Here is a 22,777-nt window from a genome sequence, read left to right as displayed (position 1 = left end):
GCCATGAGGTAGGAGATTAAGGTCCGTACTCTAACCGCAAATCGGACTTACTAAATGACTAAACGCGGGCAGGTCCTTGAGCTTTAGCTGTCCGGCTACCAAGCGGGATAGCGCGTGGGTGGCGCTGGTCGCGACCGGCCGAAGAGCCGCAGCGCGGCCAGCGACCGCCCGACGCGCGCAGGCCGCCGCAGGCGGACTGCCTTGACCCTGTAATGAAAGTCCTCGCGGATCGACCCGCCAACGCGATCTCGATCATGTAACTCAGGGACCTACATGGCCGGTTGCCCAGACGTCCCGGCAGCTCAGAGCATCGATCGCTCAATGAGCTGCTACGCCGACCGCTCCCCCGTGAATAGTTGCCTTTGCGACTGAACTAGTGGTAGTTGGTGTCGAACCACTTGGTCATCTCCAGCGGCGCGACCCCCTCGGCGCCGCGGGCCATCGCGAAGTACGGGTCCGCGACCCCGGAAAACCGCTCGGGCACCGCACCCACCAACGCGATCGCGTCCAACACCTGGTCATACAACGAGAACGTGTTGGACGGCACCCCATCCAACCCCGCCCCCGACAACTCCCGCCACACCCCTAGCCGCAAACCAGCGGCCGTCTCTCTCAGACCGGCGGCGTCCGTGCGCCCGGCCCAGTAATCCTCCGTCGCCCGCTTCAACTCGCGACGGCCCCCGATACGCGGGTACCCCAAAACGGTCGTGGTGACCTTGCTCATGGCGTCCTTCCCTCGGCTCATGCCATGCCGACCCACAGCCACGAGCGAGGACATGCGAAAGACGCATCCCAGGCCCTCCCACGAGGCCACGGATCACCGCACACCGGACGGCGCACGAGCGACTGGCAGGTCTTCGGACTCGCGGGCGTCCTACACACTTCCTACTGACCGTCGCTTCCCAGATGCACACACACCCAGTGCCAATGACGGCGTTCGTTCCCACTCACCGCTGCGGGGCAGTCCCGGAATCACACCGGGTTCCCTCTTACGACTCCCGGCACCACCACGGCCCCGGGAGAACCAACCGCGCCACGAGCATAACCCGCCTGCCGAAGAGATCACGCTCCCCCTGGCCGAGCAGCGCTACGCCGGAAGCGGCCACTGACAACTGAGCCGGCACGGCAACGCATCACCACTGTCCGCAAGGCCGCCAAAGAACGGGCTCATCGTGAAGTGGAGGGACTTCATAAAGATGCGTTCCAGGCACCCGGAAGCCGTCTTCGCTCTTCCGTACCGGATCCGGGGGAGTTGATCTAGGCTTGACCGCATGACTGGCTACCTTCAGGTTTCCACCACAGCGGACAGCCGTGATGCGGCGATGAATCTTCTCAGATCTGCCATCCGTGCGAAATTGGCAGCATCGGGCCAAGTCCTCGGACCTGCACAGTCTGTTTTCTGGCATGAGGGGAAAACGGGCGAAGGGGAAGAGTGGCAGATCTTCCTGAGGACGACCGTGGAGCGCTACCCGGACCTGGAATCACATTTGATATCCGAGCATCCGTGGAACAATCCCGAGGTGACCTTCACATCGATCGACGGTGGTTCGACCCCTTACTTGGAATGGCTGAGCAAGAAGACGGCGCCCCCTCCTGGACAGGACTGAATCTGCAACCCATCACCACTGTCCGCAGGATTCCGAAAGAACGGGCACGCCATGAGACCCGATGTCATACGGCGGGTGATGACGCTTCAGGGGAAATCATGGATTGCAGGTGTTCGCGCGCCTGCCGTACCTCCGGGGTGGCGTTCCATTTGAGGGACGCTCGGAGTATTTCGTGAACCCGTTTGTTGACTCTCGCCGAAGCGACGAACGGGAGCGCTCGCGCCAGTTCGTTCATCCGATCGGCTGCGAAAGACAGGTCGGAAGCCCTCAGCGCCGTTTGTATCTGCCGTCCCAGGTACTGTGCTCGGAAAAGCGGTGACCATTGCCCGATCGTGCTGGCCGCTTCGTTCAGCAGTGTTCCGGCTTCCCCGTACTCGCGAAGGTGGCTCAGCCCTATGCCGACGTCACCCGCCAAGGCGGCCTCTCCGAAGGGGGAAAGCCCTCCGACGTTGAGCGCGCGATCAAGCGCGTTCCGGGACGCTGCTTTCTGCTCCGGTATGAGCGCAAGGGAGCGCCCAAGGCGCATGTTCAAAGATGCCTGCTGGCTGCTGGTGATGTCCGGGACCAGTAGTCCTCGCTGGGCGTAGGTGACTCCTCGGGCGTGATCACCTCGGTAGAGACTGACCCGGCTCAGGCTGTCGTACGCGCGGGCCTGGCTCTTGAAGTCCTGGGCTCGGAGTGCGAGGTCAAGCGCGATTCCACCGGTCCGGTCGGCCTGGGCAAGCTTGCCTGCGTCATACAGAACGAGGGTGACCTGATACATGAGTTCAGAAACCGCTTTTTGCAGGGGCTGCTCGCTGACGTCTTTCAATACTCTGTCAACGTGCTGCATGTGACTTGACGCACGCGACATGAGGGGAATTCCGCCAAGTTCATAGCGGCTGCGAGCAAGTGACGTAGCCAACGTGTTCACATAGTTGGGGTCTTGATAGGGATTCGCACTGGTAGAAGGAACGAAGATAACGGATGCGGCGGCTGCCAGAAATTCCCTGCGTTCCACGGACTCCTCCACTTTGGGCGATATGCGTATTTCCCAGCCCACGCGCGCCAGCAGGTTGATGGCCTTCGCCATGCCGGTGTCCTTCTGACCTCGGGACACCTCGGAGACCCATGCCTGAGAAACACCTAGCTCACGGGCGAGATCGGTCTGGGTCCACCCTCGCTGCTCCATGATCGCTTTAAGGGCATCTGGGAAAGTCCGCACATCCACCGAGTGAGCGTATCGCTGTGAGCGATCTTTCCCCTAGCACTCCTATCGCTGTAAGCGATGCCCTTGCCGGTGCTCTCAGAAACGGGTCGGAACCATGAGGGCCCCAAAGAGCGCGCACCTGTGAGAGGAAAGGCGGGTGTTATGAGAGTGACGCAAGGCGAAACAGAGAGGCAGAGCGAAAGTCAGGGTGGCGACGAGTGCGGCGAGGTGATCACCGACGCCACAGCGGAAAGCCAGGACAGGGCTCTGGCCGTCGTGCACCGACTTCTCACCGAGCACGGCATTCGTGCCCACCGCCACAACACGATCAGCCTCGGACTCTACGGCAACCATGTGGACCTCCCCACCTGGCCGAACCGACCTGACTCCCGGACGTGGGTGAAGCGACACCCGCCGGAACTCGCGGTGATCGGGCCCCAAGGCCGGCGCGATGTCACGGTGACCATGGAGTCACGCTCGGGGTGCTACCTGGTGTCCATCCGCAACGGCCCTGATCTTCAGGCTGTCGGACAGGAACAGCCGGGAAAGGTGGTTGACCTGATCCTGGCCGCTCGTGGGATGTGACCGTGTACGGCTGGGTCATCCTGGGCGATGCGGCCACGAAGCGCGTCAACGGCCAAGAGATCGTCATCACTGCGGGGAGGTCGGGCGACCTCGGGGCGGCCATCAGGGCTTGGGAGGACAACGAGCATCACCGGATGGTGTACGAACTGGGAAACCTCGGTCGCCTGGTCAATGACGCGTTGGACCGGCTACGACAGGCCGGGGACACCTGATAGCGAAGGCGAAGGTAGGTCGCTCTCGCTGTTGGTAACCATGTCATCCGGCGGCAACCCGACCCGAAGCACAGGGCCGCCAGGCCCGCGCGTCGGAAGCGGGACGGCAGAGGTGTCACTCCCACCATTCGAGCGTTCCTGATGAACACGAGCGGAGCGGGCGGCAGTGCGTTCACGGTCGGCGCGGTGTTCGGTACGGCGGGCGGGCCGGTGCGGCGGGCGGCGGGGTCCGGCCGTCCGCGCTGGGTTGAATCGAGGCCGGCGCACGTCAACACGAACGCCTATGAGGGCGGTTCGTGAAGGACAGCTGAAGTTCGCCGTTGCCACACGGACGAGATCGGGAAAATCCCGCTCCGCAGCGATCTGGAGGCCTTTTCACAATTAATGCGAGGCTCTCCTCGAATTGTTCTGATTCGCTTGGCGACCGGCCATTGACAACGCAGCCGGTGGCCAGGTCCACCGGGTGAACCTCAGGGTCGGCACGAGCAAGCGCGCGCCTGACGGCCTTCGAACGCCGCCCGCCGGTGACCGGGCTCGCGCTCGACGTGCGGCGGGGGTCTGTCTCCCCTCGCGACAAGCGGCGTAACCGGTTGCCGCGGTGCCCATCACCGTGGCCGCGACCGTCGACGGCCCACGCCGGTGTCGAGATGAACCGTCGATTCGACATGCTCGAATTCCCGGTTGGGAATCCGTCGATCAGCCAGGAAAGTTCACGAATCGAAACCCTTGACAAAGGGTCTCGCATTTATCAAGGCTGTGGTCAGTACCAAATCGAAGAGGATTCGAGTTATTCGAATGGCGACGACAGAAATGCCGACGACGAGGAAATCGTCGAGTACGACCAAGGCGTTCGAGCCGCTGGGGACGGTGGCGTCCGCCGGCACAGCTTCACAACCCTCGTCGGCCAGGACGTGACGGCCGCCCTGGTCGACGGCTCGACCGGAAGCACGCTGACGAGTGCGACTCACAGGTGACGCGTACGTCTCGCGCGAACTCCCGGCACCCGTCGAGTCCGGTGCGACCGCGACGCTCGTGCTCACCGATGGTGGCGGGAAGGAGTTGCCGCGCGCGAGCGTGACCGACGAGTGAACCCAACCAGCGCACATCGGCACCCGTGACGGGGGTCGCGCCTCACGCGCGGCCCCGAGGCCCGGAGCGGCACGAACGGACGCCTTGCTCAATGAAGAAGGAAGCGCAATGAAAGCAACAACTCGCAATCGCAGACGTCGCTCGGCCGTGGCGGCCCTGGGCGTGGTCACCCTGGGGGCATCTCTGCTCCTCGCCGCGACACCGACCACCGCGATGTCGGCCACCGCGATGTCGGCCACCGCGACGCCGTCCGCCGCGGACGGGCCCAGCGCCTCGATCATCTTGGGCGAGGTCAACGAGGAGAACGGTCTCCGCCAGATCGAGCAGGGTGACGGCACGACCGCACCCGTGACGGTCGGCGGGCGGAGCGCGCGCAAGACCGTGCAGACCTCGGCACCGGCGCAGCACATGTACTTCCAGGTCGACGACGCGGTCGCCTTCGATGGCGCCTTCGTCGCGTGCCTGCAGGTCGAGTACTTCGACGAGGGCGGGGCCACGTTCCGCGTCCAGTACGACTCGACCAGCAGCGCGTACGCCGGGACGGGTTCGGTGAACCGCACCGGGTCGAACACGTGGAAGACGGCGGGCTTCGAGCTGATGGACGCCCGGTTCGCCAACCGCGAGAACGGCGGCGCCGACTTCCGCGTCGAGGCGGGCACGACCGGGGTGACCTTCAACAACGTGAAGTTGACGATCATTCAGGACGACGACGGCGTGACCCCGCCGTGCGCGGCCGCCGATCCCGAGCCGGAACCCACCCCCATCCGCTGGCGGCTCAAGTACGACGAGCCGTTCGAGAAGAAGATCCGCACCGAGGCGAGCCCGTGGGTGCTCGACGACTACAGCGAGCCGGTCGACGACTTCAACGACGACAACGGCGACCTCTACCGCCTTCAGCTCGGTCCGAAGTTCGACGCGGCGATGGCGACCATGCGGACCTACCGGCAGGAGACCGAGTTCGGCAAGGACGGCTGGCTCACGGCGTCCCTCTCCACGCGCGAGAGCGGCGGGCGGGTCGACGACAGCTACACCGACGCCGCCGAACGTCCGTCGATCAAGACGGAGAAGCTGGAGACCGCAGGCGCCGTCGCCAAGATCGCCGTGCCTCACTACACAGGTGGCGCGATCATCCGCAACACCGAGCCGCTGCCGAAGTACTACCGCATCGAGTACGACCTCAAGACGCTCGACTTCGGCGGCTTGCGTAACGGCTCGCTGTTCTACGACGGCAAGTACAACGGGTACACCCTCGGGGAGTGCAAGACGTTCTACCCCTGGGTCGGCGACCCGAACGACATCGACCCGGCCGACCCCTGCGCCACCCGCTCCGTGCGGGAGGACAGCAACGAGGCGTACAACGCGTTCCACTTCATGTCGATCCTGGACTTCCCGGCGATGCCCCGGAACCTGGCGATGTACCACTGGCACCGCAAGGTGCTCATGGACCAGTTCAGCCCGGCCCCGTCCCGGAACACGAACGGCTACGACGTCTGCAACTCGCTGACCGGCGAGAAGTACCCCTGGGACACGAGCAACCGCACCACGGTGAACATGCTCTACTTCACGGGTTCGCTCGGTCAGTCGCAGACGTTCGTGACGAGCTGCGACCGCCGGCCGGTCTCCGGCGTGCAGAAGTCGGCCGTGGAGCTGCGGCCCGAGCTGATGCCCCACAAGGACTACGCGTTCGCCATCGAGCGCACCGAGGCGGGTTACACGCTAGAGGTGAGCGGCGTCTTCAAGAACGTCGGCAAGCAGACCTACCGGTTCACCCGGGGCTTCATCGACGACGACGCCGGCGTGATCGGGGCGAACGTCCCGATCTTCCACTACAACGTGGACGCCGAGGAGTACGGCGGCCAGTTCAACACGTCGCACACCGCGCAGGGCGCGTTCGGCTCCAAGACGTGGGACAACCAGTGGCCGGCCGGCTCGGCCTACCCCGACTACTTCGTCATCGGTGAGCCGTACACGAACGTCGGTGAGGGCCAGGCCCGCATCGACAACATCCGGCTGTACGTGCCGAAGAAGTAGGCACGGGAAGGTCGCGTTCGAACTGACGCGGCCGCGCCCCTGGGACCTCAGACCGCACCCAGGGGCGCGGCCCGCGCTCCGAATTCACGCGATCCCTCATTTCGAGTCTTCGGTCAGTTCGAATCATCGTCAACCGAAGTTGCGTCGACAGTCTGACCAGAGAGGCCCCCTGTCCAGGAAGCCGTCACCCTCTACCAGGAGCCGGCGCGATCTGAGCCCGGGCCGTACAGCGCTACGTACGAAAGGCTGACGGGGAAACATGCGGTCGTGGCGCCGATGCCGAACCCGGGTGCTGGCCGGGCGGGAGTGTCGCCGTTACGTAGGCGCGCCAACGCCCGCAGCGCCTGCCGACCAGCGGGAAGGCGACGCCACCGCGACCGCGGCGCCGGTCGGCGAACGTGGATCGGCCCGGCCAGGTGATCGAGGCTGCGGGTGGACAGCGAGATCGACGACGGATGGGACGGCATGCGAGAGGCTCCCGGGGAAGAGCATCGGATCTTGGTCGGCCGCTGTCGGTGTCCCAGCTCGTACACCCCTCCTGACCAGCACCATCAAGTCTGATCGTCAGTAATGTGTGGGGGTGACGACGAAGGCGTACGCGGCGCTTCTCCGGGGCATCAACGTGAGCGGCCACAAGAAGGTCCCGATGGCCGAGTTGCGGGCGCTGCTCACCGAGCTCGGCCACGGCGACGTACGCACCTATCTGCAGAGCGGCAATGCCGTCTTCACCAGTGCACAGGGCGACGAGAAGGCGCTCGCGGCGGAGCTGGAGCGTGCCATCGAGAAGCGGTTCGGCTTCGGCGTCGACGTCCTGGTGCGTGATCACGCGTATCTGAAGGCGGTGGCCGACGGCTGCCCGTTCCCCGCGGCTTCGCTCGAAGGCAGGCAGCTGCACGTCACGTACTTCTCCGAGCCGGTCACCGCGTCGCACCTGGCCTCCATCGACGCGGCGAGGCACCTTCCCGACGAGTTCCGGCTCGGCGACCGTGCGCTCTACCTCTACGTCCCGGACGGCCTGGGCCGCTCCAAGCTCGCGGAAGCCCTGATGAAATCGCCTCCCAACGGCGTCGTCGCCACCACCCGCAACTGGAACACCGTCACCAAGCTGGTGGAGCTGACCCAGATCCAGCCCGCCTGACTATCGCTGTGAGTGGTGCGGCCGGGTCGGACCTCGGTGAAGCCGTGGTCACGGGCGATGTCGATGAGAACGCGGGCGAGCTCGGTGCGCGCCGTGGCGTGAGGGGATACACGTCGTGGCGTGAGGAGACGCACACCGTGGCGTGATGGGTCAGGCCGAGCACCTCGGCGACCGTTCCCGGGGTGGCGCGGCGCAGCACCGGACCGTGTCAGGCTCCGCTCTTGCCGACCAGGGCGATCAGCTCGGCCGCGGCCGTTCCGGAGGAGGCCGGGTTCTGCCCGGTGACGAGCGGCCCGTCGGTCACCACGTACGACTCGAAGTCGCCCGCCTTGGAGAAGTCGGCGCCCTTGGCCACCAGCTCGTCCTCCACCAGGAAGGGCACCACTTTCGTCAGGCCCATGGCCTCTTCCTCGCTGTCGGTGAAGCCGGTCACCCTCCGCCCCGCCACCAGCGCGCGACCGTCCGGCCTCTTGGCATGGCGCAACACGCCCGGCGCGTGGCACACCAGAGCCAACGGCTTGCCCGAGGCGGCCATCCGCTCGATCAGCCTGATCGACGCCTCATCCTCGGCCAGGTCCCACAACGGGCCGTGCCCGCCCGGGTAGAAGACCGTGTCGAAGTCGTCGGCGGACACCGTGTCCAGCCGCACCGTCCCTTCCAGCTGGGCCTCGGCATCGGCATCGGCCTCGAACCGGCGGGTCTGGTCGGTCTTGAACTGCTCCTCATTGCTCTTCGGGTCCAACGGCGCCCGCCCGCCTTTCGGCGAGGCCAGCGTGATCTCCCACCCGGCGTCCTTGAAGCGGTAGTACGGCGCGGCAAGCTCCTCCAGCCAGAACCCGGTCTTGCGCCCGGTGTCACCCAGCTCGTCATGCGAGGTCAGCACGATCAAAACCCTCAAGGCCCGCTCCTCGTCTCGTTCCCGTACTTCAGCGTCAGTGGAGTGCATCACCTTGTCGCTCATGCCCAAACACGCGAGATGTGCACTTGACGAACACCGGCCAGAAAACGGAGCCCGTCCCCACGGCGGGGAAGCGCCCTTTCACCCACCGGGACGGAAGATCTCCGACAGCCCACCGCGGTTGCCGGGGGGCGGTCGGGAAACGACGTGGCGTCGTCGATCGAGTCGATCGACTCGTCGCGCGCCGCCACAGTCGTGCCGGGCGCGCGTCAGCGCGGACCCGTGAGCGGAACCGGTTCGGTCACCGCCGACAAGTCCCCCGCTCACCGGGATCACCTTTACGTGACGGCGGTGAGCGGACCGGGGATCGGCAGGGGCGAGGAGGTGTCACGAGAATGCGCGCAGCCCGAATATACGGATACCGGCGACCATTGCGAATCGAAGAGTTTCCATTCTCGAACGGGGTCCGGACGAGGTTCTCATCGCGGTCGGGGTCACGGGAATGTGTCGCAGCGACCACCGGCTCCTCGACGGCCGGTTTCCCTCGCATTCCCGGCCACGAGATGGCGGGCCACGTCGCTCGACCGGGCGCCGACGTTCCCGGGTCCGCCGGCTCGCCGGAAGGCGAGCCGGCGGTCATGGATCCGACCTGGGGTGACGAAACCCTCCGGCAGTGTTCGGGGCGCCTTTCCAACGACCTGCGCCGTCGGCTTGACAGCTCCTCGATAAAGCCGTCGCATTTCGGTTGCCGGCGAACCGGCACGGCTTTTATGCCCGATGATAATTCCCCGGCCCGTCGGCCCGAATTTTGAGTGTGACAAAAAGGTGAACGACCGTATTGAAAGTCCGGCCGTGGCGGCACACACTCTGCGTGGAGAAGGCCCACCCCCCAGCCTTTGGAGCCACAATGGACCGATCCGTAACCGGAATTCGCGGACGTAGAAAAACGATGATCCGGCGCCTCACGTCCGCCGTCGTCGCGATGCTCTCCGTGGCGTTCCTGTGCGTGCCGCCCGCCAGCGCCCTCGCGCTGCCGACACCGAAGGATCTGACCGCTTTCCTCGACCTCGAATGCTTCAAGACCAGCCCGTACCAGCCGCCCGCCGCCACGCTCACGCTGCGGCACATCAACCCGGTGCTCGCCAACCTGCCGGTCGAGACCGTCCTCCTCGGCCAGCGCGAGCAGCTGTGCGTCCCGGTCGCCAAGAACAACCAGATTCCGCCCTCGTCCGCCCTCAACTTCATCAGGTTCATCGACCTGGCCTGCTACAGGATCTCCGGCACCACTGTGACCACGGGCCTCGTGCTCAGCCACCTCAACCCGCTGTTCCAGAGCCTGCCGCGCACGCAGGTCTCCCTGAACACCCCGCAGCAGCTGTGCGTGCCGGTCATCAAGAACAACGTGAACCCACCCGCCGAGGTGCTGTCGCTCATCCGGCACATCGACCTCAAGTGCTACGGCATCACCCCCAACACCCCGCTGAACCAGCAGCTGTCCCTGCGCCAGCTCAACCCCGTCCTGACCCCGATCATCCCCACGCACGGCGCGGTGGTCCTCAACGCCCGCCAGCTGTGCGTCCCGGTGCAGAAGGCCGGTGACGTCATCCCGGACGAGGTGCTCAAGGTCGTCCGGTGGATCGACCTGGAGAAGTTCGACCTCTCCACCCCGGCCCTGCCCGCGGTCTCGCTCACCCTGCGGCACATCAACCCCGTCCTCGCCGGTCTCCCGATCGAGCAGGCCGTTCTCAGCGGCGCCAGCCAGATCGCCCTGCCGGTCGCCAAGAACGGCAACTTCCCCCCGGGCTGACCCTCCGGTGATCCTTCCGGTCCTCCCGGGCTGATCCCGTCGCCCCAGGGCCCCTCCGCCGATTCCGGTGGAGGGGCCCTTCCGCTGTGTGATCGAATACGGCTCCATGGACGACACGGCGCTGGAGGCGCTCGCGCGGCGGCTGGCACAGGTCCCCGGGGTGGTCGCGGTGGCGCTCGGCGGCAGCCGGGCCCGTGGCACGCACCGCCCGGACTCGGACATAGATCTGGGGCTGTACTACCGGGGCGGCCTGGACGTCACGGCGCTGCGGGCGCTGGCCGCGCGGGAGACCGGGGAGCCGACCGAGCTGACCGAGCCGGGTGGCTGGGGCCCCTGGGTCGACGGCGGCGGCTGGCTCACCGTCGACGGCCGGCGGGTCGACTGGATCTACCGTGACCTGAACCGCGTCCACCGGGTCTGGGCCGGCTGCCGGGAGGGCAACTACGAGGTCGGAGTCCAGGCGGGGCATCCGCTGGGCTTCTACTCCCACGCCTACGCCGGCGAGGTGGCCCTGTGCCGGGTGCTGGCCGATCCCACCGGAGAGCTCGCCGACCTGCGGGAACGTACCCGCGTCTACCCTGCGGCGCTGGGCGCCGCGCTCGTGGGCGGCCTGTGGGAGGCGGACTTCTCCGTGGCACTCGCGCGGTACGGGGCGGCCGGCACCGACCCCGGGTCCGGTGGAACCGGTTCGGCTGACGCCCATGCCCGCCGCGTTCGGATGTCCTCCCGGACGGTCCGCCCGGCAGGCACGGATATTCGCGACAAAAAGGGCATGTAAATCGTCCTGCAATTCCTTCTTGATTACCGGGGTGGAGGCTTCGGGAGTTCCGCGGGAATCCACACGCAAAGGCAGCGCGGTGGGACGCGAATCGTTTCCACCTTTCCCCGGTAGATCGCTTCCACCTTTCCCGGAAGAAGAAGGATCACAATGTCGCACTCCGATTCGGCCTCCACCACCGGCACCCAGCGGAAATCGCAGGCCACCACTCCCGTGGCGCTGCCGAAGGGCTGGCAGGCGTTCGTCGCGAAGCCCGACGCGACCACCACCGGGGCGGTGGCGAAGGCGCTGGAAGAGGACATGAGCCTGATCGACGCGCTCGCGTCCATGCGGCTCATCGCCGAGACGCTGGCCAAGCGCTCGGCGCGCGAGCGCAGCGCGATGTCCCGGCTCGTCGCGTCCCGGCTCAGCGGCGACGTCGCCCGCGGCTTCCTGAAGGCGACCGCCGCGGTCCGTCTCGCCCACTCGACGCTGGAGACGCCGAAGGAGCAGCCGGTGCCACAGAGCGGGGACGTGCTCCACAGCCTCGACCTCCTGCCGCCGAAGAAGCTCCAGGAAGTCCCCGCGACGACCCCTCACGGCCGCGACCGGCAGAAGTTCGAGGCGCTCGACCTCGCCGCGGCGGGCAAGGTCACCGTCGACCTGGTCGAGCTGGAGCGGCGCACCGACGACGTGCGCGACGCCTCGTCGGTGGGCCACCTCCTGGAGGCGCTGGAGCTCGTCAACTCCATCGGCGGCAAGGCGGCGTACTCGAAGGAGCGCCGCGCCGAGCTCGGGCCGAAGGTGGCGGACACGACGCAGGAGCACATCGTCGAGCAGATCGGCTTCCGCGCGGCGAGGACCCAGCGCCTCGACAAGGGCGGCCTGTCGGCCCAGAACCAGCTCGCGGCCACCTACTGGCGCACGAACTTCCGCGACACCCTGAAGGACTTCCTGAACAAGCTGCGGGTGAGCGGGAAGCCGGGGCCGGGCGACCTCCTGGTCAACAGCCCGCGCGTGTTGCGCAAGCTCGGGATGATGGTGGGCCCGGAGGTGCTGTCCGGGCTCAAGATCACGCCGCTCGCCGGGACGTCGGGCATCAGCGTGCTGAGCGGCACCGACAAGCACACCGGCATCGCGTGGGACGTCATCCTGGAGGAGCTCGGCGCGACGCCGTCGGCATACCAGCTCTACGAGCTCATGGACACGGGCAAGAACCCGCCCCCGACGGACTTCACGGTCGACACGCGGGCCGACCTCGTGGAGCTCGTCACCTGCAGCCCGTTCTCCCGCCTGCAGGAGATCGCGCGAGGGAAGGGCGGGCTGGCGCCGGTGTGCGCCATGGTCGAGCACCTCGTGCTGGGCCTCACCGACGAGCTCGGCCCGGATCGCTTCGACGCGCTGACCGCCAACGCCCTGGGCTCGCTGAGCCGGCTCCTCGACATCGTCGTGGAGAACGAGGAGAACCCGTCGGTGGCGATGCGCGCGGCCGACCTCATGATGGACGAGATCGGCATCGTGGTCGCCACGGCCAAGAACTACACGTGGACCGACTACCGGGAGACGATGCGGCAGGTCCTGCTGGAGCGGGCGCCGAGCATCGCGCCGCTGGTCGACACGCGGATCCAGCTCGACAGCCACCTCATGTCGAGCGGCATGGACTCGCTCGGGACGGCACTGTGGATCGCGCTGTCGTCGCGGGGCCACGACCAGGTCTCGCGTCCCACCGAGGAGATCGACTACTTCGAGACCGGGCTGCTGCTCGGCAAGCTCAAGAAGGGCGAGACGGCGACGCCGAGCGAGGACGTCCTGATCGCGGCGCTGAACCCGAGCACGCCCTTCGACGCGCCGTCGGCGGCCAAACTCGTGGTCGACGTGCTGAAGGGCCTGGAGACGCACAAGACGGGTGACGCGCCGTTCGCGCTGATACTCGACACCACCATCGAGGTCGCGCCCAAGTCGCCCGGCGGCCAGACCCAGCTCGACGTCGTGCTCTCCGGCCTGAAGGACGCCGTCGCCGACGGCAGGCTGGAGGTCTTCCTGTGCAAGAGCTTCCAGAAGTACGCCTCGTTCGGCACCGGCAAGGTGGCCGCCGGTGATCTCACGATGCTGTCGATGAAGGGCAACCTCGCGTCCGCGTTCGCGCGGGCCGAGGCGCTGCTGCAGGACCTCGACCTCGATCTCGCCCGGCACGACGAGGCGCAGCTCGTGATCCACATGCTCAGGCACGGTCATCGCGACGAGCTGACGCTGATACGCAGCGCCGCCGGGAACGCCAAGTTCGTGGACGAGTTCTGCTGGCCGATCGACCGGTCGGACCGCAGGCAGGGGTCCTCGTACGTGGACGGCATCCCGTTGCTTCTGCGCGGGACGCCCACCGGCAAGGTCGACGACCTGTTCAAGAACCTCGTCACGATCGATCGGCGCGACAGCTTCTCGTTCCTGCGGACGTCGTACGTCGGCGGCATCCCGGGGCCGTACGTGCGCATCAACCCCGGCCACGAGTCGAAGGAGACGATGGTCGAGTGCTTCTACGCGTTCGGCCACCTGGCGGCCAGCACGCCCCCGGGCGCGAAGGAGCCGGACAAGACGCGGGTCGATCTCGCCGCGCTCGCGCTCGGGACGGTGCACGAGCACCTGGAGGCGCTGGCCCGCGTCACGAACACCGAGGACGCCGGCATCGCGCGGTACCGGAACAGCATCGTGGCCTCGTACTGCGCGTTCGCGGTCCAGAACGTGCGGCCCAAGGGCAGCGTGGTGCCGCTGCTCGTCGAGTTCTTCGCGAGGCCGGCGGGCCGCGTCACGATCGAGACCCAGCGCTACCTCGCCGGCGAGCTGTTCTCGCTGGTGCAGGGAAGGGCCCTCGACGACACCCCCGCCACCCTCGCGGCACTGGGCCGCGCGGCGGTGGTCCTCCCCGCCTGGTGGTTCACGCCCATCGCCGGAAAGCTGAAGCTCGGCCAGATCGGCGACTCCGAGGAGGCGAAGCGGCTGCGCGAGCTCGTCGACCGGGCCCTCGGCCGCTGACGGCGGCGAAGCCCCGGACCCGGCCCGCCGGACGCCCACGGTAAACGCCCGCCGTAGAGCGCTCGCTTCGGAACGCCTGCCGCGGAACGTCGCCCGGTGCCCGTCCAGGAGATCTGGACGGGCACCGGGCGATCGGAATGCCGGGGTCAGGGGTCAGTAGCGTTCGCTGAGGTTGAGGTTGATCTCGGTCAGCAGGGTCTTCGCCTCCCCGTACCTGAGCAGGTTGGCGAGGTTGTCGGGGAGCTTGAGGGTCGTGTGCGCGTGGCGTACGGCCTGGCCCACGGAGCGGAGGTCCAGCCTGGCCGCCACCAGCGAGACGATCCTCGTGGCGGCGTTGACGCGCCGGTCGGCGAGGTTGAGGTAGGTCGTCAGCAGCTGGGCCCGCAGGAGCTGCGACTGGCTGAGCGAGAGGCCGAAGACGTCCCTCACCTCGGCACGGGTGAGGACGCCGTCGGGGGCCGAGCCGTCGGCCCCGTCGAAGCGGGTGTCGGTCGCCTGGACGCGGGCCAGGAGTTCGGCGCTCTGCCGGTCGCCGTGCAACTGCCAGGTGAGCTGCGGCCAGGGGTTCCTGGTCGGGGTGACCTCGGTGATCTGGGTGGAGGCCGTGGCGCTCACCGGGGTGTAGACGCACCCGTTCGCGTTCCGGTACGTGGTGACGGCGGTGCCGGAGATCGTGCTGCCACCGGCGAAGAGCAGGCCGGGCCGCGCGGTGAACTGGATCCCGCGGCTCTGGCCGCCGTCGAGCGTGCCGAGGGACCAGTTCAGCGTGGTCGTGCCGTTGGGATTGGCGGTCACGGACGAGGGTCTGGGACCGGTTCCCCTGTCGAGGGCCTGGTTGTAGTGGACCTCGGCCGGGAGGGTGTCGGTGAGGGTCACGCCGGTGGCGGCGCCGCTGCCGGAGTTGGTCACCGTCAGGTCGATCGTCATGGCCTCACCGGCGTTGACGGTCCGCGGCGCGCCCCTGGTCAGGGTGAGCCTGGGGGCGTGCACGGTGGTCGTGGCCCTCGCGGTGTTGTTCGCCGTGTTCACCTCGGGGTCGCCGCCGGCGTCCTTCGCGGTCACCGCCGCCGTGTTGGTCAGGACGGTCCCGTCGGCGACGTCGCACGGGACGCGGTGGTCGAAGGTCTCGGTCGCCGACCTGGCCGCGTCGAGGTACGGGGTCGTCCTGGTCACCGTGGTGCCGTCGGGCAGGGTGTCGGTCAGCGCGATCGAGGTGGCGGCGCCGGTGCCGACGTTGTCCGTCTTCACGCGGTAGGCGAGCGTGTCGCCGGGCAGGGCGTCGGCCCGGTCGACGGTTTTCGAGACGGCGAGGTCGGGATCGTAGAAGCGGAAGAACTCGGTCTCCCGCCGCATGACCCTGGTGAAGTCGATCTCGTGTCCGTGGTCGGTGTTCGCCGTGCCGTCGGACAGGGTGCCGGCGCGGTACTTGAGGTTGTTCCAGTCGCGGAAACCGAACAGCGTGGTCTTGCGCGGGGCCGGCGCGTCGTCGTCGGCGTTGATGTCGACGGGCACCGTGACGGCGTCGAAGATCGGCGCTCCCGCCGGGGTGAGGTTCCAGTTCCAGTTGAGGGGTCCGTTGCCCCGGCCGACGCGATAGCGGCCGGTCGGGTCCGTCCAGAACGTGAAGTCGGTGCCGTCGCCGATCCCCTTGGACTCGTCCAGGCCCGTCTTGTCCAGGGGAGGCAGCGAGACGTTGGAGTAGTCGAGGCGGCGCTGCGCGCCGGTGATGTCGATGTTGTCCCTGAGCCGGGGGGCGGGCGGCGCGATCGGGATGCCGCCGGGGTCGAAGTTGTAGTTCATCACGCTGAGGTAGTTCGGCTTGTTGTTCGTCTTCTCGTCGCCGCCGTGCTCCAGGCCCAGCGCGTGTCCCAGCTCGTGCATGATCGTGCCCGACTGGTCGCGTACCGTCCCGACCTGGGCGTACTCCGAACCGGCCCCGAGGTCGTAGAGCTGCTCGTCGTCGGCGGGGAACGTGTTGTTCGCCGTGGTGTCGGTGTCGCGGTCGGGGCCCACGTCGACGGTCATGTCGAGTTCCACGTCGTCACCCGCGCGGACCGTCTCCAGGACGCCGCCGGGCCCGGGGAAGATCGACGTGCCGGTCATCACGTCGTTGCCCGCCGGGACGGAGTCGAGGTTTCCGTCGGCGCCCGGGGTGATCTCGCTGCCACGGCCGAGCACGTCGTCGCCGGCGGGGATCGTCTCCAGAACGCCGTTCGCCCCGGCCGACACGCCAGGCAGCCGCCAGGACCCGAGCGTGACGACGAAGTCCTTCACGTCGGAGCAGCAGCGGCCCGAGGTCCGGCTGGCGTTCTGCAGGTCGTGCGCGAGGATCGCGTAGTGGGCGTAGGGGCGCAGCCGGTGGTGCAGGTGGGCCTGTCGCGCCGTCGCGAACGCGGCGTCGTCCTCGGTCATGGTCGGCTGCTCGGTGACCGGACTGCCGGGCACGTGAACGAAGTCGATGCCCTTGGGCTTGTGCACGCCCGGGTAGGGGCAGGACTGCGCGGCCGTGTTCGGCAGATCCGCCGCGTCGTAGGCGTTCACGACCTCGTCGACGGCGGCCTGCTTGGGCTGGTGCGAGTGGCCGTTCGCGGCTCCGGTCATGTAGTCGAGCTGTACGACGACCGACCTGCGGCAGGGGTCCGCGCCGAGCCGGGCGAGGTCGGCGATCATCGCGCCGTTCACGTCCTTGACGCCGAAACGCTCGACCAGGTCGGGGATGCCGTCCTGGTCCCGGTCGACGAGAGGCGAGTGTTCGAGGCTGAAGCCGATCCTGACCTCCTTGCCGTCACCGAACTCGGGGAAGTTCGAGTCGCCGTCGCCCTTCGCGCAGGTCTGTCCCAGCTCGCGATCGTTGTCGCACGGCGCGGCCGGCTCGACCCCGTCACCCGACCAGCCGCCGGTGACCAGGTCGTACTCGACGTTGAGCTCGACGTCACGGTTGGCCGGCGAGACGTCCATCCTGTCGTCGCCGAGGCCGCCGGTGTCGTCGTCGTCCCAGATGCGGACGAGGACCGGGATCCTCGTCTGGTCGTCCTGCAAGGTGACGTTCTGGGTGAACACCCACTTCTGGTCGCCGAAGTGAGCCTGGCTCGGCCGGAACACGTCGTCCGACACGGGCGCCCTGCGCTGGGTCCCGGCGGCGTCCCCGATCCTGACCTCGGGCAGGAACTCCCCTTCCTCGGCGATCCCGTCGTCGGGGATCTCGAACCGCTGGAAGTAGTCGATGCTGAACGTCACCGATATGGTCGTGGCGGCCGCGGCGGGCAGGGCGGTCAGCACCGGCAACAGCGCGGCCAGCAACACTCCGGCGAACGAGAGGGCGATCGACCGCCGTCTTCTCGTCGTGATGGTCATGGGACACCTCGGCATATTCGGGAAAGTTGCCTCAGCGTCCGTCACAACCCGGCAAAAGCCATGAGTATCCCCATACTCAACGCGAGATACCCAACGTGAGCGCGGTCTCGGCCACCGAGGCGGAGCGAGCCGCATTGAAGCGGAACAAGCCGCTGCCCCCTCGCCGCCTGCGGGTAGGATCGTCCGCGTGGATCTGGACGCCACCGCCGCCCGGCTCGGGGTACCCACCGAAGAGGTCGACCGCGTGCACCGGCTCGCCGGCGAACGGCCGTCGGCCCCGCTGCCCGCCAAGGCCGACGCGCCCGCGATCCTCGACCGGCTCGCGGTGCGGCCGGACGACGCCGCCGAGATCATGGCGGGCTGGCCCGACCCCGGCTCCCCGCTGTGGACCCCGGAGCTGCGCTGGCTGCTCGACCGCTCGATCGCCCTGGTCCGCGCCGATCTCGGGGGCCACGTCTGGCTGCCGCCCGGTCCGGAGCTGCCGCGCGAGCGGGGCCCCGCCTGGCGGCATCTCTACGTGTACGCGTACCTGGCCCTGGTCGACGTCGTCATGGAATACCACCGCGACCACGGCATAGCCGACGCCGTGTCGTGGACGACCCTCGCGGACCTGGGCCGAAACCTCGCGGTCGACCGGCGGATGCGCCGTGAGGGGTGGCCGGTCATGCAGAGCTGGCTGACGCTGCACGCGCGCGGCGCCGTCCACGAGCTGGGCCGGCTGCAGTACCACCGCGGCGGCGCCACCATCGACCTGCACATCCCCGAGTCGGGGCCGATGACCCCGGAGGCGGTCACGGCGTCGCTCGACGAGGCCCGCGCGTTCTTCCCGCGCCACTTTCCCGACGAGCACTACACGGAGTTCGCCTGCGGTTCGTGGCTGCTCGACCCGCAGTTGCAGGAGTACCTGCCCGAGGACTCCAACATCGTCCGGTTCCAGCGGAGGTTCGAGCTGAAGCCCTACGAGGAGCCGGAAGGGCTTGACGCCGACGTCGAGGTGCTGCGGTTCGTGTTCCGCACCCTGACCACGCCGCTCGACCGGCTGCCGCGCCGCACCGTGCTCCAGCGCGCGATCGTCGACCACCTGAAGGCCGGACGCCACTGGCACTGGCGCCGCGGCCACTTCCCGATCTAGCCACACCCCCGGCGCCTGTCTCATGTCCGGCGTCAGCGAGGACGACAGCGACCGGCGCTGCTACCCGCTCACCGTCAAATACGTGTGCGTGACCGCTCGCCGGACGGGTCGTCGAAGTCGGCGGTGGCGGCTGATCTCACGGTGCATGTGACCGCGCGGCCGACTTCGACCAGCGGGACTTCGACCCGTCCCCCTCGCGCCCAGCGGAGCCGGCCGGGTGACAGGTCCGGATCTCGCCACCTTCCGCCCCGCCGCCGTGCCAACTTTTCCCCCCAAAGGCGCGTCTCACCTTTATGGGAATGTTGTTTCGCGGCACCGCCGCAGCCCTCGCCTTCCTCGTCGCCACCGGACCGGCCACCGCCCACGCCGTGGCGCCGCCCGGCCGGTGGAGCGTCGTCCACGACCACCCCCGTGACTCCTACGACGCGGTGACGGTGACGCCGGGCGGGGCGGTCTGGGTCGCCGGGACGAGGGGCACCGGGTCGCTCCTGCTCAAGGGCGGCCGGACCACCTTCAAGCGGGTCACCGGGCCGGGCTTCCGGGTGAAGCGGCTGGCGTCGGCGTCCGACACCAGGGTCTGGGCGTTCGGCGCGTCGCGGTACGCCCGGTGGGACGGCAGGCGCTGGCAGGTCAAGCGATGGCGCCATGGCCGGGTGGATCGGGCGTACGCCATCGGCAAGAACCTGTGGGTCGTCGAGAACTCGAACACGTTCCCCGCGGCCGGTGGCGCCGGGTGGAAGGCGCGGTCCACGCTGCGGCGCCTGGACGGGTCGGTGTGGCGCAAGGTCGACACACCGATCGTGGTCAAGGGACTCGACGGCAAGTGGGCGGCGGGCTCGGTACGGGGCAGGGCGGCCCTGGCCCGCTGGACCGGCACGGCCTGGCGCGCGGTCGCGCTTCCCGCGATTCCGTCCGCACGCTCGGGCCAGATCTCGGAGTTGACGGATGTCGCGGTCGACGGTGAGACCGGCCGGGTGATGGCCGTCGGCTGGGTCGCCTGGCCGTGCGGCGGTGCGAGGCGCTCCTTCTGCGGTGAGACTTTGCTGCTGTCGGGCTATCTGGGCGGCTTCACCTTCGAGGTCCGCGACGAACCGGGCCTCCAGCCGCGCGCCCAGGCGGAGCCCGACGGCCGAGGCGGGGCCTGGGTCGTCTACGACGCCAAGGGCGGAGGCAGCCGGTTCCTGCACATCGGCACCGACGGTGTCGAGCCGGGTGCCTTCCCGGCTCCGCCGAACCGGAAGGCGTTCGTCCGTGACCTCGCCGTCCAGCCGGGGAGCGGTTCCATCTGGGCGGTCGGCGCGGCACCTTCCGGCCGTAACGGTTTGATCTGGGCCCACGGCCGCTGAGCCCGCTGCGGCGGCCCAAAACACACGCCTGGCCGCCGAGCCGGCCGCGGTGCCCCGAACCGTGCCTGGCCGCCGTCGCCAGAAGTCGCCGCCGAGCCGGAGCGGAAATCGCGGGCACGACGGCCCCGCCGGCATGCCGCTCGCACCCGGCTGCCGCCACGGGCCGGGACTCCGGGCTGACCACGTGGCGCCACGAGGTGCGGGCAGGCCGGGCAGGGACATGATCGTGCCGCGATGGCCGCACCTCGATCAGGCGGAGGAAACCAGGAGCCGAGGACGCGGACCAACCGTCGCCTTCGATCTCCCACCATCAAGTCAACCGTCAAGATCCGCGCCGAACCGTCAGGTTCGGTGAGTCCGGACGACTTCACCAGGGGCTAACCCCACTGTTGACATATCAAATGAACGTTCTTTTAATTGGCCTATGGGGCGTATCGCGGGTGTCACCGCCACCGAGACCCGGGAGCGGCTGCTGCGGGCGGCGGCCGAGGCCTTCGCCCTGCGCGGCTACGACGGCACGCGCGTGGCCGACATCGCCTCGGCGGCGGGGGTGAGCAACGGCGCCCTGTACGCCCACTTCGGCTCGAAGGCCGAGTTGCTGGTGGTCGCGCTGCGCGCGCACGGGCCGCTGCTGCTGGCCAAGCTGCTCGCCGCCGACCCGGACCGGCCGATCACCGAGCTGCTGGCCGTCGTCGGCCGCGGGCTCCCGCGCCGACGGCCCGACGCCCACGGCTCCCTCATCGTCGAGGCGCTCGTGGCGGCACGCCGCGACGAGGACGTCGCCCGGCCGATGCGCGACTACGTCGGCGAGCGCGCCGACTGGCTCGCCGGGCTCGTCCGCGCCGCCCAGAACGACGGCGAGCTGGACGGCGCGCTGTCGCCGGACGCGCTGTCGCACTTCTGCCTGCTGCTCGCGATGGGCAGCGCGCTCGTCACCTCCGACCTGCACACGGTCGACGACGAGGAGTGGGCCGCGTTGCTCACCCGCGTCGTCGCCGCCCTGGCCCCTGCCGACAGCACCGCACAGAGGGGAGCGCCACGATGAAGGTAAGGATCGACTCCGAACGATGCCAGGGACACGGTCGCTGCTACGACCTCGCCCCCGGCCTGTTCGGCGAGGACGACGAGGGCTACGGGCATGTCGTCGGCGACGGCGTCGTACCACCGGACGAGGAGCAGACGGCGCGCCTTGCCGTGGCGAACTGCCCGGAAAGAACGATCGAGATCCTCCAGGAGGCGCGACATGACCGTCGATGACCGCTTCGGCCACAAGGAGTTCGAGGAGAGGCTGCGAGACCGCCCCGACGGCGTGCGCAACGCCGTCGTCACCGGACCGGTCTCCGACTGGGCCACCGACTTCTCCCACACCGAGCCGGAGTGGGCCGCCGACCCGTACCCGATCCAGGACGACCTGCGGCGGCGCTGCCCGATCGCGCACACCGAACGGTTCGGCGGCGCGTGGCTGCCGACCCGCTACGAGGACGTCGCGGCCATCGCCTACGACACCGAGCACTTCTCCTCCCGGTCGATCATCGTGAGCAACTTCCGGCCGCCGCCCGAGGTGGCGCCGGTGGGCGGCACGCCGCCGATCTCCTCCGACCCGCCCTTCCACCACGACGCGCGCAAGCTGCTGCTGCCGATGTTCACCAAGACGACGGTCGCCAGGCAGGAGCCCGCGACGCGGGCGTTCTGCCACTCGCTCCTCGACGCGCTGGAGGGGCAGGACGTCATCGACGCCGCCCGCGACTACGCCCAGCACATCCCGACGCGCGTCATCGCCGACATGCTGGGCTTCCCGCCCGAGGACGGGCCGCGGTTCCGGGAGTTCGTCGAGAACGCGCTGGAGGGCGTCAACCTGCCCCCCGAGGAGCGCATCCCCCGGATGGAGATGCTGTTCGACTACCTGCTGGCGCAGATCCGCGACCACATCGACAACCCGCGGGACGACCTCACGACCTACCTGATCAACGCGGAGCTGTACGGCCGGAAGCTGGAGTCGCTCCACGTCGCGGGCACGATGGCGCTGCTGCTCATCGCCGGCATCGACACGACGTGGAGCGCGATCGGCGCGTCGCTGTGGCACCTGGCCAAGACCCCGGCCGACCGCGAGCGCCTGGTCGCCGAGCCCGCCCTGCTGCCGACCGCCATGGAGGAGTTCCTCCGGGCCTACGCGCCGGTCACGATGGCGCGGCTGGTCAAGGAGGACATGCACTGGAACGGCGTCGACATGAAGGCCGACGACTGGATCCTGCTGTCGTTCCCCGCGGCCAACCGCGACGAGGCCCAGTTCGACCGGGCGGGCGAGGTCGTCATCGACCGCGAGGTCAACCGGCACGCCGCGTTCGGCCTGGGCATCCACCGTTGCGTGGGCTCGCACCTGGCCCGCATGGAGCTGCGGGTCGCCCTTGAGGTCTGGCTGGAGCGGAACCCGGCCTTCAGCCTCGACGACCCCGCGGCGGTGACCTGGGCGACCGGCCAGGTCCGCGGGCCACGCACCCTCCCGCTCCGCATCGGCTGACCGGGCACGGGGCGGGACCGCTCACGTACGCCGTGGGCCGACGGCCGCGCACACTCCTGCTCCCGCTCCGCATCGGCTGACCGGGCA

General features: G+C 68.5%; 19 protein-coding genes, 1 pseudogene and 1 riboswitch. Of the genes and pseudogenes, 15 read left to right on the top strand and 5 right to left on the bottom strand.

Annotation, left to right across the window (positions count from 1 at the left end; genetic code table 11):
* Positions 1-373: 373 nt before the first annotated feature.
* Positions 374-724, bottom strand: coding sequence for a uroporphyrinogen decarboxylase/cobalamine-independent methonine synthase family protein (locus ACSC1Q_RS06665; RefSeq protein WP_436757758.1), 351 nt, complete (start codon positions 722-724; stop codon positions 374-376).
* 107 nt (positions 725-831) lie between these two features.
* Positions 832-1,044, bottom strand: a riboswitch (cobalamin riboswitch).
* A gap of 227 nt (positions 1,045-1,271) precedes the next feature.
* On the opposite strand from ACSC1Q_RS06665, the gene cutA reads away from it, so the two are divergent.
* Positions 1,272-1,607, top strand: a complete 336-nt coding sequence (gene cutA / locus ACSC1Q_RS06660) for a divalent-cation tolerance protein CutA (RefSeq protein WP_436757757.1) — start codon at positions 1,272-1,274, stop codon at positions 1,605-1,607.
* Positions 1,608-1,671: 64 nt separating this feature from the next.
* Here the strand turns inward: cutA and ACSC1Q_RS06655 are convergent, their stop codons facing one another.
* Positions 1,672-2,817, bottom strand: coding sequence for a helix-turn-helix domain-containing protein (locus ACSC1Q_RS06655; RefSeq protein ID WP_436757756.1), 1,146 nt, complete (start codon positions 2,815-2,817; stop codon positions 1,672-1,674).
* A gap of 141 nt (positions 2,818-2,958) precedes the next feature.
* Here ACSC1Q_RS06655 and ACSC1Q_RS06650 point away from each other — a divergent pair, with 141 nt between their 5' ends.
* The 5 genes from ACSC1Q_RS06650 to ACSC1Q_RS06630 all read left to right on the top strand — a co-directional run bounded on the left by ACSC1Q_RS06650 (position 2,959) and on the right by ACSC1Q_RS06630 (position 6,713).
* The gene (locus ACSC1Q_RS06650; RefSeq protein WP_436757755.1) at positions 2,959-3,381 is read left to right on the top strand and encodes a hypothetical protein; all 423 of its coding nucleotides are present in this window, start codon (positions 2,959-2,961) and stop codon (positions 3,379-3,381) included.
* 2 nt (positions 3,382-3,383) lie between these two features.
* On the top strand, positions 3,384-3,593 hold the full coding sequence (locus ACSC1Q_RS06645) for a hypothetical protein (protein WP_436757754.1): 210 nt from the start codon (positions 3,384-3,386) through the stop codon (positions 3,591-3,593).
* A 647-nt stretch (positions 3,594-4,240) separates the two neighbouring features.
* On the top strand, positions 4,241-4,567 hold the full coding sequence (locus tag ACSC1Q_RS06640; protein WP_436757753.1) for a hypothetical protein: 327 nt from the start codon (positions 4,241-4,243) through the stop codon (positions 4,565-4,567).
* Positions 4,551-4,682 (top strand): hypothetical protein, encoded by a 132-nt coding sequence (locus tag ACSC1Q_RS06635; RefSeq protein ID WP_436757752.1) that lies wholly within the window; start codon positions 4,551-4,553, stop codon positions 4,680-4,682. The genes ACSC1Q_RS06640 and ACSC1Q_RS06635 overlap by 17 nt, the downstream gene beginning before the upstream one ends.
* A gap of 108 nt (positions 4,683-4,790) precedes the next feature.
* Positions 4,791-6,713: a hypothetical protein gene (locus ACSC1Q_RS06630; protein ID WP_436757751.1), complete on the top strand. Its 1,923-nt coding sequence runs from the start codon at positions 4,791-4,793 to the stop codon at positions 6,711-6,713.
* Positions 6,714-6,973: 260 nt separating this feature from the next.
* Here the strand turns inward: ACSC1Q_RS06630 and ACSC1Q_RS06625 are convergent.
* Positions 6,974-7,180, bottom strand: a pseudogene (locus tag ACSC1Q_RS06625) (helix-turn-helix domain-containing protein); the annotation flags it as partial.
* 113 nt (positions 7,181-7,293) lie between these two features.
* Between ACSC1Q_RS06625 and ACSC1Q_RS06620 the strand changes: the two are divergent.
* Positions 7,294-7,851 carry a DUF1697 domain-containing protein gene (locus tag ACSC1Q_RS06620; protein ID WP_436757750.1) on the top strand — a complete coding sequence of 186 codons (558 nt, stop codon included), beginning with the start codon at positions 7,294-7,296 and terminating at the stop codon, positions 7,849-7,851.
* Between the two features lie 208 nt (positions 7,852-8,059).
* Here the strand turns inward: ACSC1Q_RS06620 and ACSC1Q_RS06615 are convergent, their stop codons facing one another.
* On the bottom strand, positions 8,060-8,749 hold the full coding sequence (locus tag ACSC1Q_RS06615) for a type 1 glutamine amidotransferase domain-containing protein (RefSeq protein ID WP_436757749.1): 690 nt from the start codon (positions 8,747-8,749) through the stop codon (positions 8,060-8,062).
* A gap of 949 nt (positions 8,750-9,698) precedes the next feature.
* Here ACSC1Q_RS06615 and ACSC1Q_RS06610 point away from each other — a divergent pair.
* From ACSC1Q_RS06610 to ACSC1Q_RS06600, 3 genes are all read left to right on the top strand, one after another.
* Positions 9,699-10,556 carry a hypothetical protein gene (locus ACSC1Q_RS06610; RefSeq protein ID WP_436757748.1) on the top strand — a complete coding sequence of 286 codons (858 nt, stop codon included), beginning with the start codon at positions 9,699-9,701 and terminating at the stop codon, positions 10,554-10,556.
* Positions 10,557-10,662: 106 nt separating this feature from the next.
* On the top strand, positions 10,663-11,334 hold the full coding sequence (locus tag ACSC1Q_RS06605; protein WP_436757747.1) for a nucleotidyltransferase domain-containing protein: 672 nt from the start codon (positions 10,663-10,665) through the stop codon (positions 11,332-11,334).
* 150 nt (positions 11,335-11,484) lie between these two features.
* A complete protein-coding gene (locus tag ACSC1Q_RS06600) occupies positions 11,485-14,340 on the top strand; it encodes a hypothetical protein (protein ID WP_436757746.1) in 2,856 nt (951 codons plus the stop codon).
* Positions 14,341-14,493: 153 nt separating this feature from the next.
* On the opposite strand, the gene ACSC1Q_RS06595 is transcribed toward ACSC1Q_RS06600, so the two are convergent.
* Positions 14,494-17,694 carry a hypothetical protein gene (locus ACSC1Q_RS06595; protein WP_436757745.1) on the bottom strand — a complete coding sequence of 1,067 codons (3,201 nt, stop codon included), beginning with the start codon at positions 17,692-17,694 and terminating at the stop codon, positions 14,494-14,496.
* Between the two features lie 187 nt (positions 17,695-17,881).
* Between ACSC1Q_RS06595 and ACSC1Q_RS06590 the strand changes: the two genes are divergently transcribed.
* The 5 genes from ACSC1Q_RS06590 to ACSC1Q_RS06570 all read left to right on the top strand — a co-directional run bounded on the left by ACSC1Q_RS06590 (position 17,882) and on the right by ACSC1Q_RS06570 (position 22,690).
* On the top strand, positions 17,882-18,826 hold the full coding sequence (locus tag ACSC1Q_RS06590) for an acyltransferase domain-containing protein (protein WP_436757744.1): 945 nt from the start codon (positions 17,882-17,884) through the stop codon (positions 18,824-18,826).
* A 299-nt stretch (positions 18,827-19,125) separates the two neighbouring features.
* On the top strand, positions 19,126-20,172 hold the full coding sequence (locus ACSC1Q_RS06585; RefSeq protein ID WP_436757743.1) for a hypothetical protein: 1,047 nt from the start codon (positions 19,126-19,128) through the stop codon (positions 20,170-20,172).
* Between the two features lie 424 nt (positions 20,173-20,596).
* On the top strand, positions 20,597-21,217 hold the full coding sequence (locus ACSC1Q_RS06580) for a TetR family transcriptional regulator (RefSeq protein WP_436757742.1): 621 nt from the start codon (positions 20,597-20,599) through the stop codon (positions 21,215-21,217).
* Positions 21,214-21,429, top strand: coding sequence for a ferredoxin (locus ACSC1Q_RS06575; RefSeq protein WP_436757741.1), 216 nt, complete (start codon positions 21,214-21,216; stop codon positions 21,427-21,429). The genes ACSC1Q_RS06580 and ACSC1Q_RS06575 overlap by 4 nt, the downstream gene beginning before the upstream one ends.
* Positions 21,416-22,690: a cytochrome P450 gene (locus ACSC1Q_RS06570; RefSeq protein WP_436757740.1), complete on the top strand. Its 1,275-nt coding sequence runs from the start codon at positions 21,416-21,418 to the stop codon at positions 22,688-22,690. Before ACSC1Q_RS06575 ends, ACSC1Q_RS06570 begins: the two co-directional genes overlap by 14 nt.
* Positions 22,691-22,777: the final 87 nt, after the last annotated feature.

It is taken from the genome of Streptosporangium heterodermiicola, assembly GCF_051390675.1.
GTDB lineage: Bacteria > Actinomycetota > Actinomycetes > Streptosporangiales > Streptosporangiaceae > Streptosporangium.
The sequence above is the reverse complement of the archived record's forward strand: the minus strand, read 5'-3'. Positions and strand labels throughout refer to the sequence as shown.

Excerpts from the sequence above, each read along its gene's own strand:
- ACSC1Q_RS06600 (WP_436757746.1), top strand. The coding sequence starts at position 11,485 with ATGTCGCACTCCGATTCGGCCTCCACCACCGGCACCCAGCGGAAATCG.
- ACSC1Q_RS06610 (WP_436757748.1), top strand. The coding sequence starts at position 9,699 with ATGATCCGGCGCCTCACGTCCGCCGTCGTCGCGATGCTCTCCGTGGCG.
- ACSC1Q_RS06570 (WP_436757740.1), top strand. The coding sequence starts at position 21,416 with ATGACCGTCGATGACCGCTTCGGCCACAAGGAGTTCGAGGAGAGGCTG.
- cutA (WP_436757757.1), top strand. The coding sequence starts at position 1,272 with ATGACTGGCTACCTTCAGGTTTCCACCACAGCGGACAGCCGTGATGCG.
- ACSC1Q_RS06665 (WP_436757758.1), bottom strand. The coding sequence starts at position 724 with ATGAGCAAGGTCACCACGACCGTTTTGGGGTACCCGCGTATCGGGGGC.
- ACSC1Q_RS06575 (WP_436757741.1), top strand. The coding sequence starts at position 21,214 with ATGAAGGTAAGGATCGACTCCGAACGATGCCAGGGACACGGTCGCTGC.
- ACSC1Q_RS06595 (WP_436757745.1), bottom strand. The coding sequence starts at position 17,694 with ATGACCATCACGACGAGAAGACGGCGGTCGATCGCCCTCTCGTTCGCC.
- ACSC1Q_RS06605 (WP_436757747.1), top strand. The coding sequence starts at position 10,663 with ATGGACGACACGGCGCTGGAGGCGCTCGCGCGGCGGCTGGCACAGGTC.
- ACSC1Q_RS06640 (WP_436757753.1), top strand. The coding sequence starts at position 4,241 with ATGAACCGTCGATTCGACATGCTCGAATTCCCGGTTGGGAATCCGTCG.
- ACSC1Q_RS06630 (WP_436757751.1), top strand. The coding sequence starts at position 4,791 with ATGAAAGCAACAACTCGCAATCGCAGACGTCGCTCGGCCGTGGCGGCC.
- ACSC1Q_RS06580 (WP_436757742.1), top strand. The coding sequence starts at position 20,597 with ATGGGGCGTATCGCGGGTGTCACCGCCACCGAGACCCGGGAGCGGCTG.
- ACSC1Q_RS06585 (WP_436757743.1), top strand. The coding sequence starts at position 19,126 with ATGTTGTTTCGCGGCACCGCCGCAGCCCTCGCCTTCCTCGTCGCCACC.
- ACSC1Q_RS06650 (WP_436757755.1), top strand. The coding sequence starts at position 2,959 with ATGAGAGTGACGCAAGGCGAAACAGAGAGGCAGAGCGAAAGTCAGGGT.